General features: G+C 45.6%; 13 protein-coding genes. 5 read left to right on the top strand and 8 right to left on the bottom strand.

Translation table 11 applies throughout. The annotated features are described in order from the left end of the window. Positions 1-67 precede the first annotated feature (67 nt). Positions 68-1,111: a type IV pilus twitching motility protein PilT gene (locus H8K55_RS10110; protein ID WP_186941973.1), complete on the bottom strand. Its 1,044-nt coding sequence runs from the start codon at positions 1,109-1,111 to the stop codon at positions 68-70. A gap of 125 nt (positions 1,112-1,236) precedes the next feature. On the opposite strand from H8K55_RS10110, the gene H8K55_RS10105 reads away from it, so the two are divergent. From H8K55_RS10105 to H8K55_RS10085, 5 genes are all read left to right on the top strand, one after another. Beyond that, the gene (locus H8K55_RS10105; protein WP_186941972.1) at positions 1,237-1,953 is read left to right on the top strand and encodes a YggS family pyridoxal phosphate-dependent enzyme; all 717 of its coding nucleotides are present in this window, start codon (positions 1,237-1,239) and stop codon (positions 1,951-1,953) included. Beyond that, complete coding sequence (gene proC, locus H8K55_RS10100) at positions 1,943-2,779, top strand: pyrroline-5-carboxylate reductase (RefSeq protein WP_230408556.1); 837 nt, start codon at positions 1,943-1,945, stop codon at positions 2,777-2,779. Before H8K55_RS10105 ends, proC begins: the two co-directional genes overlap by 11 nt. Positions 2,780-2,830: 51 nt before the next feature. After that, positions 2,831-3,685 carry a PA4780 family RIO1-like protein kinase gene (locus H8K55_RS10095; RefSeq protein ID WP_186941971.1) on the top strand — a complete coding sequence of 285 codons (855 nt, stop codon included), beginning with the start codon at positions 2,831-2,833 and terminating at the stop codon, positions 3,683-3,685. An 805-nt stretch (positions 3,686-4,490) separates the two neighbouring features. Beyond that, entirely contained in the window at positions 4,491-6,707 is a 2,217-nt protein-coding gene (locus H8K55_RS10090) for an NHL repeat-containing protein (RefSeq protein WP_186941970.1), read from the top strand. A 195-nt stretch (positions 6,708-6,902) separates the two neighbouring features. Further along, a complete protein-coding gene (locus tag H8K55_RS10085) occupies positions 6,903-7,535 on the top strand; it encodes a TMEM175 family protein (RefSeq protein WP_186941969.1) in 633 nt (210 codons plus the stop codon). Between the two features lie 84 nt (positions 7,536-7,619). On the opposite strand, the gene H8K55_RS10080 is transcribed toward H8K55_RS10085, so the two are convergent. From H8K55_RS10080 to H8K55_RS10050, 7 genes are all read right to left on the bottom strand, one after another. Next, on the bottom strand, positions 7,620-8,012 hold the full coding sequence (locus tag H8K55_RS10080) for a YqjK family protein (RefSeq protein WP_186941968.1): 393 nt from the start codon (positions 8,010-8,012) through the stop codon (positions 7,620-7,622). Positions 8,013-8,015: 3 nt separating this feature from the next. Further along, entirely contained in the window at positions 8,016-8,441 is a 426-nt protein-coding gene (locus tag H8K55_RS10075) for a phage holin family protein (protein ID WP_186941967.1), read from the bottom strand. Between the two features lie 6 nt (positions 8,442-8,447). Next, positions 8,448-8,759, bottom strand: coding sequence for an ElaB/YgaM/YqjD family protein (locus H8K55_RS10070; protein ID WP_186941966.1), 312 nt, complete (start codon positions 8,757-8,759; stop codon positions 8,448-8,450). A 137-nt stretch (positions 8,760-8,896) separates the two neighbouring features. After that, on the bottom strand, positions 8,897-9,763 hold the full coding sequence (gene ubiA, locus H8K55_RS10065) for a 4-hydroxybenzoate octaprenyltransferase (protein WP_186941965.1): 867 nt from the start codon (positions 9,761-9,763) through the stop codon (positions 8,897-8,899). Positions 9,764-9,873: 110 nt separating this feature from the next. After that, positions 9,874-10,818: a hydrogen peroxide-inducible genes activator gene (locus H8K55_RS10060; RefSeq protein WP_186942041.1), complete on the bottom strand. Its 945-nt coding sequence runs from the start codon at positions 10,816-10,818 to the stop codon at positions 9,874-9,876. Between the two features lie 179 nt (positions 10,819-10,997). Beyond that, positions 10,998-11,756, bottom strand: a complete 759-nt coding sequence (locus H8K55_RS10055) for a LytR/AlgR family response regulator transcription factor (protein WP_186941964.1) — start codon at positions 11,754-11,756, stop codon at positions 10,998-11,000. 9 nt (positions 11,757-11,765) lie between these two features. After that, complete coding sequence (locus tag H8K55_RS10050) at positions 11,766-13,079, bottom strand: histidine kinase (RefSeq protein WP_186941963.1); 1,314 nt, start codon at positions 13,077-13,079, stop codon at positions 11,766-11,768. Positions 13,080-13,217: the final 138 nt, after the last annotated feature.

Genomic DNA, 13,217 nt, shown 5'->3' with positions numbered 1-13,217 from the left:
ATGCTGTATTTTATTTATTGTGCTTGGCTTAGCTTGGCGTTGCTTGATTTAGTTCAGTTTCTTCGTGCTAGCCAGGGAAGTTTTCTGGGATTTTTGCAGCCGCTCGTGCAGTTGCGGAAGAAATGACATTGCGGCGTAATAAGTCGGATAGATTTTGATCTAAGGTTTGCATACCCACATTGCTACCAGTTTGAATTGCTGAATACATCTGCGCGATTTTTGCTTCACGAATCAAGTTACGAATCGCCGGCGTGCCCACCATAATTTCATGTGCAGCGACGCGGCCCGAGCCATCCTTCGTTTTTAATAAGGTTTGAGAGATAACTGCTTGTAAAGATTCGGACAACATAGAACGCACCATCTCTTTTTCTTCAGCGGGGAAGACGTCAATAATACGATCGATGGTTTTTGCAGCAGAAGAAGTATGCAAAGTGCCGAACACCAAGTGACCAGTTTCCGCAGCGGTCAAGGCCAGACGAATAGTTTCCAGATCACGTAATTCACCTACCAGAATGACGTCAGGATCTTCACGCAGTGCGGAACGCAAAGCGTTGGAGAATGAATGCGTATGTGGTCCGACTTCACGTTGATTGATCAGGCATTTTTTGGAATCATGCACAAATTCGATAGGGTCTTCGACCGTCAGAATATGACCGTATTCACTCTCGTTCACATGGTTCACCATGCCTGCCAATGTAGTAGATTTGCCCGAACCCGTTGGGCCAGTCACCAGTACCAAGCCACGCGCTTTTAAAGAGAAATCGGCAAAACACTTAGGGGCGTTTAATTGTTCCAAAGATAAAATCTTGGAAGGAATCGTACGCATAACTGCCGCCGCACCGCGTTCCTGATTGAAGGCATTCACCCGGAAGCGCGCCAGACCAGGAATCGCGAATGAAAAGTCGCACTCCAGATTTTCTTCGTAGTGTTTGCGTTGACCGTCGTTCATGATGTCATAAATTAACGCATGCACGTCTTTGTGTTCTAATGGCGGCAAGTTAATCCTGCGTACGTCACCGTGTACACGGATCATAGGCGGCAAGCCAGAAGATAAATGCAAATCGGATGCGTTATTCTTGACTGAGAATGCGAGAAGTTCTGAGATATCCATTTATAATCCGATACGAAATGATAGACGGAATGTCGATATTGCTGAAATGATTATGCAACGCGACATTCTGAGTGAAAAATTTGAATGCTGTTTGCAACTCTTACTTGCTTTCCATGTCCTTGATTATGTCCTCAATCCCCCAAAACTTGCAAGTCGTGCATGAGGCAATTGCATTAAGTGCAGCTCGCTATGACAGGAATCCAACTGAAATTGCTTTATTAGCAGTATCTAAGACCTTTGGTGCTGAACAAGTGGTACAAGCGTGGCAGGCAGGTCAGCGCGCTTTTGGTGAAAATTATGTGCAAGAAGGTATCGATAAAATCGCTGAAGTACAGCGTATGCTGACAGGGCAGTTAAATGTCGAACAGCCAGTCTGGCATTTTATTGGACCAATTCAAAGTAATAAAACGCGAGCTATCGCTGAAAATTTTTCATGGGTGCATTCGATAGATAGAGAAAAAATCGCGACCCGTTTATCTGAACAGCGGCCAACAACGGCAGGTGAATTACAAGTTTGCCTACAAGTTAATATCAGCGGCGAAGCGAGTAAGAGCGGTGTGCATCCGGATGAATTACTTGCCTTGGCAAAGCATGTTACTCAATTACCTAATTTGCGCTTGCGTGGCTTGATGTGTGTGCCAGAAGCGAGTGAAGATGAAGCTGTGCAAAGGCAGGCGTTTCATCAGTTAGCGCAACTTAAACAAGATTTACAAACTCAGGGAATTGTTGTCGATACTTTATCAATGGGCATGAGTGCAGATATGCAAGCCGCGATTGCTGAAGGTAGTACGATAGTCAGAATTGGAAGTGCCATTTTTGGAAAGAGACATTATGCAGTCTAGTTTGCGGATAGCTTTTATTGGCGGCGGTAATATGGCTGGCGCATTGATCAGCGGTTTAGTCAAAAACCTTGCAGCGCCTACGCAAGTTCATGTGATCGATTTGAACCCCGACAGTCTACAAAATCTGGTTCATCGTTATGGCGTCAGTACCAGCACCAGTATTGAGAATAGCCTTGATGCGCAATTGCAAGAGGTGGATGTGATTGTATTGGCGGTCAAGCCACAACAATTACATACCGTGGCTGCAAGCTTGTTACCGTGTGTGAAAAATCAGCTGATCTTGTCAGTCGCTGCCGGTATTCGTGCAGCTGACTTATCCCGTTGGTTAGGTGGCTACACCAAGATTGTGCGGGCGATGCCAAATACACCGGCGATGATAGGTTTAGGAATGAGCGGTTTGTACGCGATGGATGCGGTCAGCGAACAAGAACGCGCATTAGCACAGAACATTATGCAAGCCGTGGGCGAGACTCTGTGGGTGGCCCAGGAAAATATGATCGATGCAGTGACCGCAGTTTCTGGTAGCGGTCCAGCCTATGTTTTCTATTTCATCGAAGCGTTACAAGAAGCGGCACAACAGCTAGGATTTGATGCTGCACAAGCACGTCAACTGGCATTGGCAACCTTTAACGGTGCTGCACAATTAGCGAAGCAATCGGACGAGACCGTGAATATTTTGCGTGAACGTGTTACCTCGAAAGGTGGCACAACCTACGCGGCCTTATGTAGCATGGATGCCAGTTCAGTAAAAACAGCAATTCATCAGGCAGTGCAGGCAGCCGCCCAACGTGGCAAAGAATTGGGGGATGAATTTGGACAAAATTAATTTGTCATTGAGCTCGATATTCGACCGTGTTCATCAGCACGTGGGCACGCGATGAAAACGCCCAAACGCCTGCAACCTCTTGTCGATGAGGGCATGATAGACGAGGTGTTGAGCCAACTCATGAGTGGCAAAGAAGCGACCGTCTATGTGGTGCGTTGTGGCGATGAAATTCGCTGCGCCAAAATGTATAAAGAAGCCGGACAGCGCAGCTTTAAGCAAGCGGCAGCCTATCAGGAAGGCCGCACCGTTAAGAACAGTCGGCAAGCGCGTGCCATGCAAAAAGGTTCAAAGTACGGACGCAAGATGCAAGAAGAAGTCTGGCAAAACGCCGAGGTCGATGCACTTTTCAAACTCGCCGATGCGGGTGTGCGTGTACCCACGCCGTATATCTGTTTTGAAGGTGTGTTGCTGATGGATTTGGTCAGTACTGAAGACGGTCAAGTCGCACCGCGCTTGAATGACGTCAATCTTAGTTACGCGCAAGCTTTGGTGTATCACGAAGAATTAATTCAGCAAGTTGTATTAATGCTGTGCGCAGGCATAGTCCATGGCGATCTTTCTGAATTCAATATTCTTTTAAATGAGCAAGGTCCGGTCATCATCGATCTACCGCAAGCGATCAACGCGGCCGGCAATATGGGCGCCGCCAGCATGCTGTACCGCGATGTTGATAATCTAAAAAACTACTTCAGCCAGTTCGCCCCTGAGCTAGCCAAAACCCAGTACGGCAAGGAAATTTGGGGACTATATACAGCGGGTCTATTGCGTCCAGAGACGGTGTTGACTGGTATTGTGGCCGAAGATAAACGCCCCGTCGATGTTGGTGCGGTGATAGAGGAAATCGAATTGGCGCGTCTGGAAGCCGAGGCTGAAGTGCAGAGGCGGTTGATGAATTCTGCGATGTAGTAGTTTCATTTGTATTAGGACTTGCGCAAAATTGCGTCGGGTAGGCGAACGCAGCGGCTCCAGTGTCTATTTTGTGTGAGTCCTATGTATGACTTGTAAGTGTGCTTGCATCCACGTGGACAATGGCGAAAGTTAGCTTCTTCGCTGCACTACTTAGTAAACCGCCAATCCATTGCCGCCTGTTTATTCTTACTATCAAAATTCCCACCGCATGCACTTAATAGTGTAAGTACGAAGAGGCTACAAGTACGAATCAAATCCTAATTTGATTTGCCAAAATGAGCGGGTAGTTACTATTGTCTAAGGTTAATTACATTATCGAGAACAACTAATAATCGGTCAGCGTATTGCTCATTTCATTTTGCGTAAATGCATTTGGACTGACCAACATGTCGGCGCGTGCATTCAATACCGATCGTTATTTCAAAATGGTATATCTAATGCGATGTGATCGCGGCGTTTTGAGAGCATGCCGCAGTAATAATTTTCCCTTGAGTCATTTTGAAAATATTGTTTTAGGGAATAAAGATTCCCTATCGATAAGGGGGCTGACGCTCAGTGAAAAAAGTGCAGCTAATATGGTTTGTGTATTTTCATTTCTATTCTTGTTGTTGAGTTGCATTTTAAATTTGAAAACAATTACTTGTTATTTTTACACTTCAATAATATCATGCAATTTTGTATTTTTACACTCAAGAAATGCAAGAAAACTAATGTATTTCTATAAATAATCTGAAGTGTTACGCCTAAAAGTAGGCTCGTTTTCGAGGTAACACTGACTTTATTGCTTTGAACTGTTGGATCTATGCGCTTTATTATTTTATTTTTTTTACTATGCTGTCTAAGCGCCTGCGGCGGTGACGATCACACTCGTCGTGAGGCAGAAGCTGTCGAGCCACCCGTAGCCAGTTTGGAATTTGTCGCAGGGCAGTTGGGTGGCAAGGGAAATGCAGATGGGCCGGTGGGGCGATTTTCTCACCCTGTGGGGATCGCTGTTAGTGATACTGGTGTGATTTATGTGAAAGATGGTAATGGCGGACCTATTCGCAAAATTAGTCCAGATGGAGTGGTGAGCAGTATTCTGAGTACCGCTCAAGATGCTGCTTGGTTCTTGATGAGAGCTAATGGTGGAATGAGATCTTCGAGTTTAACTTTGGATAATGCTGGTAATCTCTTTGTAGTGGGGCATAAAAGTTGTCAAATACAAAGACTGAGTCCGCAGGGCGAGTTTAGTGTGTATGCTGGGCAAACCGAATGTGGTTACGCTGATGGCAACCGAGGGCTCGCCAAGTTTGGCCAACTGGAATCCATGACCAGTGATCGCTTTGGTAATCTCTATATTGTTGATAAAGATAATTTTGTTGTCAGAAAAGTGGATGTGTTTGGTACTGTGAGTATTGTCGCCGGTCAAGTCGGCGTACAGGGGAGTCTGGATGGCAGCAAATCGCAAGCAAAGTTCAATTGGCCGCGTAATTGGCCTGCCAATATAGCGGTAAATGCGAGCGGAACGATTTATGTATCTGACTACGACGACATCAATGATAGCGCTAGGATACGTAAAATCAATAACGACAGCACAGTCTCGACTTTACAAATCAAAACGGCAGATGGTCTGTCTTTGAGGTCTCTCTCTTTTGGGTCTGGCATGGTGACGGATAGCTTAGGCAATCTTTTTATTTTAGATCAGAATGAAATTTTGAAAATTACCCCATCGGGTATTTCGCAAGTCTTTGTCGGAGGGCACTTGCGCAATCAAGATGGTTACGGCAATGTCGTTGGTTTCCGCACCTGGGCTATAGGAGCAGGGGAAAATGGTGAAGAGATGACCAATCTCACAATCGGTAGACTGGCTATCGACAAGCAAGATAATCTGTACTACGCAGATACATTTGACAGCAGCATACGGAAAATACGCCCTGATACTTGGGTCACGACGATTGCCGGCAAACATAGGCCAGATTACGGTAGACCAGTCGATGGTATAGGTGCATTAGCCAAATTTTCACAATATGATTTTAATGGTTATTATGATGAACTGTTTTTAGATCATGAGTTACGTTATGACTTAGATAAAGATGAACAGGGCAACATCATTGTTCGACATAGTGATCAGTTCCATGTTGAGGGGGAGCTACGCAAAGTGGAGCCCAATGGAACAGTCACAAGTTTATACCAATGGAATGGAGTGCATACGTGGCCGGATCAGGTGGCAACTGATGGCACTAAATACTATATTTCCGAAGATAGAATTTCCCGCAGAAAACCCAATGTTGCAGTATCCGAACCAGGCTCCTTTGAAGACTTCGCTGGATCGACATCGTTCAATGCGACACCACAATATAATGACCCAGTCGATGGTAAAGGCGCAGATGCCGTTTTCTTTACGATTACCGCGTCAACGATTGATAAGGCCGGTAATCTATTTGTGATTGATCGGGATCGCTTGCGTGTGCAACTTTTCCCTGCACCCTATGATAACCCTCGCATAAAATCAGATCGTGAAGAAGGTGGGTTGATCCGTAAAGTCACACCCGATGGTGTGGTGACTACAGTGGCTGGATCTTTGGCTGAACATGGCTATGTTGATGGCCCAGGAAAGCTTGCACGATTTCATGTGCCTACCAGTATCGTTGCCGATAGACGCGGTAACTTATTTGTTGCTGATACCTACAATCACGTGATACGTAAAATTGATTCCGATGGCAACGTCAGTACTTTTGCAGGGACGCCGCTAAAGTCAGGTTCACTAGATAGTGTGGGCTTGCAAGCCAGTTTTAACAAGCCGGATTTACTTATTTTTGATCATCAGGGAAATTTGATCGTTGCTGATAACGGTAATTGCTTGATCCGAAAAATTACGCCAACAGGGAAAGTCACTACGATCGCAGGTAAAGCAGGATCACGTGGTGTCATTCCAGGGCAATTGCCTGCTAGTATTTCTGCGATTCATGGAATGACTTTGGATGCTAATAACACTTTATATATCTTTTCTGAGCGTGCCTTATTAAAGATTGCTTTGTGAGAATGAATGAAATCAATGGTATCCCTCTTTATCGCAAATCTTGATCGGATAAATCATATTAAAAGTCGTTGAGTAGTCAGTAAATGAAATTTGCAAGTGATAATTAAGTTACACTTTTGGATTTAGACGAATAAATTCTTCTATGATCTGTAAAAATAAAAGCAGATCTAAATTCATTTAAAACATTTTTCTATCATGACAAAAAAATTTCACCTGCATAAAGCGCGTTTAGAAACCCTAGTGGACGCAGTCTTTGCGATTGCAATGACGATTCTGGTATTGGAGGTGAAGGTTCCTCCGATTGTCGATAAGTTTTCAGCGATGGAATTGCTGCATGCTCTTGCGCATGATGGTGTGGTGATTTTTGCATATTTTGTGAGTTTTTCGGCTTTAGGTGTGTTTTGGGTTTGGCATCATAAACTCACAGAAAGGATTGCCGAGATCGATTTGCCCTTGTTGGTTTGTAGTTTGGTGTTTTTGTCCTTGATCTGTTTCTTCCCCTTTGTAGCAGCACTATTCGGGCGTTATCCACAAAATCTCACTGCGAATATTGTGTATGTGGTCTTATTAGGCTTGATTTTGGCATCCCAAACTTTGTTCTTTTGGCTCGCGATCGAACGTAAGAAAATTGCGGAATTCATTAAGCATGAAGAGGCGCTCAATACGCATAGAACTAATTTACTTAGCCTAGCGATTTTTTGTATTTCACTGAGCGCGACAGGGCTGCGGATTAGTATTTATGCCGCGCTTACTTGTGTATTGGCAGGCATATTTTTTCTATGGCGCTTTATGCAGTCTAAGAAGCACTCTAAAAAACAGTCTAAGTAGCAATCCACCCCGCAAACGCAGTAGTGATTTAGGTAGACATCAAGCTTGTGCTTGTAGATTCTTATCTTCAGCGCGTTTCGCAGATTACTCTTTAGTTTGCGTATCCTTATTAGTTGCCATGTTGGTCTTTCTAGCACTAACTAGCCAATCACGTAGCACCGGAATCAATGGCATCAGGGCTGGCGCAAATCTTCGCCATAGACGCCAGGAAGAAAACCCCGTTTTCACTAACCATAATGTACGACGGGGTTTGATCAGCGCGAGTCCTGCGGTGACTACAGCAAGGGTCGCGACTAAGAGCGGCGAAGCGCGTAAAGTACGCGCTGCATTCAAGCCCAATTCTATGAAGCGCAATTCATGATGCAGCTCTGCACTTTGCCAGATCAATTGTTGTCTTTGTAGGCGACAACGTGTAATCAGCACTTGGCGGCGGGCTTGTAAAATCTCAGATCGACTTATTTTCTGTGCGTTTGACATCACTCAGAAACCTTCATTATCTGATTCAGCCTTGTTGGCAGGCTGGTGGGCAGGATTAGATGCTGCACTAGTTTGACGTAATGCCTCACTATCATTTTGTAGCTCGTTTAAGCTGGCGGCAAGCAAGCGGGGCTTATTTTTGAGCGCGGTTTTGAGGTAGGCAAAAATGCCGACACTGGCGACGGCAAAGATGATGATCAGGCTGATCAAGGCGAATTCGCGGTGGGCGTCCCAGAATACGATTAAGACCAGTAAAATCAGCAATAAGACGGTGACTATTCCAAAAAATAATCCAAGTAAAGACAGCAACAAATAGCTGGCATAACGCCCGACCTCCTCTTCGATTTCCACTGAAGCGAGTTCCAGACGTGTGTGCAAGCTTTCAATCAGGCTGGCGCCGAGGCGCAGAATGGAATCCGTGATCGCCATATCAGCTTATTTATTTCTGGCGATGAGCAAACCAATTAAGAGGCCGACACCAGCGGCGATGCCCGCTGTTTTCCAAGGATTTTCATGCACATAAGCATCGGTCGCTTGCGCCGCTTCTTTGGTTTTTTTGATGGCAACTTCTTCTATGTGTTGAATTTCTTTCTTGGCAGTTTTTAAGGTCTCTTGCAGTTTGTTTTTAGCGCTTTGAAAGCCTTCGTCAGCTTGTTGTTCAGAATTCTTGATGAGATCTTCTGCGTCCTTTAAGACTTGGGTTAATTCGCGCATCAGATTTTCTTTGTGTTGATCGACAGAGTTCATGGTATTTCCTTGGAGGTTGAACTTGAGTAAAACATCGGGATAAAGACAACAATCTGAAAACAGTCTAGAACGAAATTTGCATTTTGTATTGCGTTAGCGCAAATGCTCGTTAATTGCTTAACGATGAGGGAATCAGGTCAGCGCAGAGCGTAATCGAGAACCACGCCAGCAAAAATGGCTGCGCCCAGCCAATTATTATGTCGGAAGGCAGCAAAGCACAAGTCTCTATCACGGTTTTTGATCAATTGATAATGGTACGTCGCAATTGCAGCCGCCACTACAATACCGCCAGCAAATGCCCAGCGCAATCCTAATTCCCATCCGCTCCACAGTATTAAAACCAGTGTAATTGCATAACTAGTCATAATCGCCAGCACATCCCATTGACCAAAAGTAATCGCCGAAGTTTTGATACCTATCTTGAGATCATCGTCACGATCCACCATCGCATATTCTGTGTCATAGGCAATCGCCCAAAATACGTTGGCGATTAATAAGCACCAAGCTTGTGCCGGTATCAAGTTATTGACCGCGGCAAATCCCATAGGAATGCCAAAGCCAAATGCAATACCCAGATAGGCTTGGGGAATCGCAAAAAAACGCTTGAAATATGGGTAAGAGCCAGCGACGATTAGCGCGATCACTGACAATTGTTTGGTGAGTGTATTCAGCGGCAAAATCAATAAAAACGAAATCAGTGCTAATACGCCTGCCACCATCAAGGCTTCCCATGCGTGTATCTTGCCGCTGGTCAAGGGGCGTTCGGCGGTACGTTTGACATATTTATCAAAATCACGATCTGCATAATCATTGATGGCACAACCTGCCGAGCGCATCAAGGCTGTTCCCAAACAAAAAATCAGTAAATGTTGCCAACTCGGTTTGCCATCGGCGGCGATCCATAATGCAGTTAAGGTCGGCCACAACAACAGCAAGATGCCTATGGGTTTATCCAGTCGGATTAATTTGACATAAAGGTTTAAGCGTTCAGATACCTGGTTCATGTGGAACACGATTTGAATAGAAGTAGACCGGTGTATTATAAAGTCAATCAGACTGGCTCAGTACTTAAATGACCATCCAGCGATCATCGCGTGATCACCAAACCATAGCCTTATTGTGCAACCGCGATTTCATCGAGCATGGTGACGCCGGGTAAATCGCAGCTTAATACGGCCTGACGAATTGCGTCGATCGCTGCATGGCGTGTGAAACTCTTGCGCCAGGCAATGACCACGCGTCTGTCAGGTGCGCGATTACTGAAAGGCACATAGCGCAACATGCTGTCTTTCGCATGTAAATCGGGAACAGATGCCATCGGCAAAACCGTAATCCCGATACCGGATGCCACCATGTGACGTATTGTCTCCAGTGACGAGCCTTCGAAGGTGCGGGCGATGCCATCACTGGCAGTCGAGAAGCGTGCCATTTCAGGGCACACCTCTAACACTTGATCGCGGAAGCAATGACCACTGCCTAGCAATAACATGGTCTCAGTTTTGAGTTCTTCTGCCGAGACGGAAGCGCGATCTGCCCACGGATGATCTTTCGGCATGGCGACGACAAAAGGCTCGTCATACAAAGGCTGCACCATCATGCCTTGATCTGGTAGTGGCAGCGCCATAATTGCTGCATCGAGTTCGCCCTGACGCAATAATTCCATTAATTTGACGGTGAAATTTTCTTGTAAAACTAAAGGCATTTGTGGCACTGTGGCAATCATGGTTTTGACCAAGCCGGGCAGCAAATAAGGACCTATGGTGTAAATAATACCCAAGCGGAAAGGGCCGCTTAAGGGATCTTTATTTTGTTTGGCAAGCTCTTTGATGACAGCGGTTTGTTCTAACACACGTTCGGCCTGTGCGACAATTTGTGCCCCTAGAGGTGTGGTCGACACTTCGGTGCCGCCACGTTCAAATATCGTCACGCCTAGTTCGTCTTCAAGTTTTTTGATGGCGACTGATAAAGTCGGTTGAGCGACAAAACAAGCCTCTGCCGCGTGTCCAAAATGCTTTTGGCGGGCAACTGCAATGATGTATTTTAATTCTGTGAGCGTCATGTCTTTAGTGTGGCACAGACTGGCGGACAAGTCAGTAGGCGCTTTCGCGTATTTTGAAAAAATTTAAAAACACATGTGTTTACAGACTATGCGATACCACAATTTGTGAAGCGAAAAAATGTAATCTTGTTTATTTGAGATGCATAACTTGAATCTTGCACGCCTCTTTGTGCTTCACCTTACATAGACTTAAAGCGCCAAGCATAAGTTTGACTGACTTTTAATTGCTCACTATGGTTTTTTAGTTCGACAAAAATATTTCCCATCTCATCACGGCGGGCGCGGGCGATCGCATGCGGATTAACCATGATGCTGCGGTGAATTTGCCAGAATTGTTCAGGCGCTAGACCTTTCTGTAATTCTTTGATCGAGGTACGGATATGCCCTTCATCGCTGGCACTCACCACGCGGGTGTAGCGCAAATCAGATTCGAAAAATAAGACTTCTTCAATCGGAAATAATTTTATGGTATTGCCTGAGCTAGCGCTGATCCAGCGGATACGTTCACTCTCAGCGGGTTCGCGTAAACGTTGATCGAGTGCTGACATTATCTGCAATAAATCGGCTGGCATTGCCCCAGCTTTAGTTTGTTCTTGCATGCGCAGACTACAGTGACGCAAACGTTCTTCGGTGATGGGTTTGAGTAGGTAATCTACCGCTCCCAATTTGAAAGCTTCAATGGCGTGATTGTCATAGGCGGTTGTGAACACGATACGGCATTTGCCATCGCTGGCACGCGCGACATCCAAGCCACTGAGTTCCGGCATACGAATATCCAAAAAGGCGATATCTGGTTGTAGCCTGACGATCGCATCCAAAGCATCGCCACCGTCTTCGCAATCGGCAATGATCTCTAGTTCGGGCCAAACGATTTGTAACATGCGGCGCAAATCGGAGCGCTGTAAATCTTCATCGTCGGCAATGATGGCGGTGGGCATGGTAAATCCTCAATGTAATAAGTTGTCGTCAAGCACGCTAAGGGGCAATAATATGCGCGCCTCAATACCACCTTGCTCACGCATGCTCAGGTCCAAGCTGGCATCGCTTCCATACAATTGTCTGAGGCGTTCGCGTATATTGCTTAATCCTATGCCAGAACCCGAACTACTCGCGCCAAAACCAACGCCATTATCTGCCACGCTTAAACATAATTGCACGCCATGTTGTGCTTCAAAACTGCTGGCAGTCACATGAATTTCTACTGGGCCTTTCTTTAACTCTATGCCGTGTTTTACCGCGTTCTCGACCAAGCTGATCAACATTAGTGGTGGGACTGCGCAAGCTTCTAGTTCTGGCGGGCAAGTCACACTAAAGCTCAGGCGAGGAATTCGCGTGTGAATCACGTTGAGATAGGCATTTACAGAATCAAACTGATTGCGCACTGTAGTGAGCACCAAATTGCCGTCGCTACGCATTTGTGGAATTGTGGAACGTAAGTAATCCACTAAGTGATCGATAATCGCCACACCGCGCGCCGGATCACTGAGCATGGCGGCACGAACCCCCGACAAAGTATTAAACAGAAAGTGAGGCTCTACCTGACTGGCCAATACCGAGAGCCGCATTTGTGCCTGATTTCTTTCAGTTTTATATTGTTCTAATTGTTCTTGTAGCAGTGCTTCTTCCATTACTTTGCTTTGACGTAAATACGCACGAAAATCCAAAGCACCACCCCACCAGCTTAATAAGATAAACCAGAACACATAATTGAACAGATGCGATTTTCGTTGTTCTTCATCCGTGATGATGAGACCCACTTTGACTTCATCACTCTTCACCAAGTTGTCGATTTTTTGCCTAGTTTCAGGGCTAGTTTTCTTAACTTTTTTATCGAGAAAATGGTCTGCAGAATTGACCAGTCCAAATGAAATAGCGAGACCAAATAATAAGGCGACCGCAATCCCTGCGGTTTCCTTTTTTTGTTGCCATTGCCGTTTTTTTACCAGTGTTGCCAGCCAGCGACCAAATAGCAAATTGATGGCGATGGCGATAAAGATTGCGCAGAACATGCTGTAAGGCTTCACCGTCTCTGCTTGCGCGCTTGAATCGTTCGCGATGAGCAGTGACAGTACCACCAAAATAAAACCTAAGACGCCGATAGGCAAGGCAAAGCTGCGTGCACGATAACGAAACCAGGTTTGACTAAAAATCGGATACTGCTGCGCCCTGATAGCCCAGCTACCTAGTTTGTCTATCATTTTTCCCGGTAAAGGCTGGTCGGGTGTAGAGCCTGGTTTGGCAGGTTTTTCAAAATTCGACATAGGGTTTTGCGCAGAGTAAAAAAAGGGGGGCATATCGACGTTACTGAAATGCAGATGTTGAGCACTATCCCAGTTTTATCGCCAGACCGGTAGATTTGCGATAGAAGCGGCAAAAAAACGCATCAGTTTACATTTGCA

Origin of the sequence: Affinundibacterium flavidum (assembly GCF_014284175.1) — a bacterium.
GTDB classification, from domain to species: Bacteria; Pseudomonadota; Gammaproteobacteria; order Burkholderiales; family Burkholderiaceae_D; genus Undibacterium; species Undibacterium flavidum.
Note: the sequence above shows the minus strand (reverse complement) of the source record. Positions and strands in the feature narration are given on the sequence as shown.

Bases quoted from the DNA above. Each gene is read 5' to 3' on its own strand.
- H8K55_RS10055 (WP_186941964.1), bottom strand. From the start codon at position 11,756: ATGCCCACCGCCATCATTGCCGACGATGAAGATTTACAGCGCTCCGAT.
- H8K55_RS10080 (WP_186941968.1), bottom strand. From the start codon at position 8,012: ATGTCAAACGCACAGAAAATAAGTCGATCTGAGATTTTACAAGCCCGC.
- H8K55_RS10110 (WP_186941973.1), bottom strand. From the start codon at position 1,111: ATGGATATCTCAGAACTTCTCGCATTCTCAGTCAAGAATAACGCATCC.
- H8K55_RS10105 (WP_186941972.1), top strand. From the start codon at position 1,237: ATGTCCTCAATCCCCCAAAACTTGCAAGTCGTGCATGAGGCAATTGCA.
- proC (WP_230408556.1), top strand. From the start codon at position 1,943: ATGCAGTCTAGTTTGCGGATAGCTTTTATTGGCGGCGGTAATATGGCT.
- H8K55_RS10085 (WP_186941969.1), top strand. From the start codon at position 6,903: ATGACAAAAAAATTTCACCTGCATAAAGCGCGTTTAGAAACCCTAGTG.
- H8K55_RS10090 (WP_186941970.1), top strand. From the start codon at position 4,491: ATGCGCTTTATTATTTTATTTTTTTTACTATGCTGTCTAAGCGCCTGC.
- H8K55_RS10095 (WP_186941971.1), top strand. From the start codon at position 2,831: ATGAAAACGCCCAAACGCCTGCAACCTCTTGTCGATGAGGGCATGATA.
- H8K55_RS10075 (WP_186941967.1), bottom strand. From the start codon at position 8,441: ATGGCGATCACGGATTCCATTCTGCGCCTCGGCGCCAGCCTGATTGAA.
- ubiA (WP_186941965.1), bottom strand. From the start codon at position 9,763: ATGAACCAGGTATCTGAACGCTTAAACCTTTATGTCAAATTAATCCGA.
- H8K55_RS10050 (WP_186941963.1), bottom strand. From the start codon at position 13,079: ATGTCGAATTTTGAAAAACCTGCCAAACCAGGCTCTACACCCGACCAG.
- H8K55_RS10070 (WP_186941966.1), bottom strand. From the start codon at position 8,759: ATGAACTCTGTCGATCAACACAAAGAAAATCTGATGCGCGAATTAACC.
- H8K55_RS10060 (WP_186942041.1), bottom strand. From the start codon at position 10,818: ATGACGCTCACAGAATTAAAATACATCATTGCAGTTGCCCGCCAAAAG.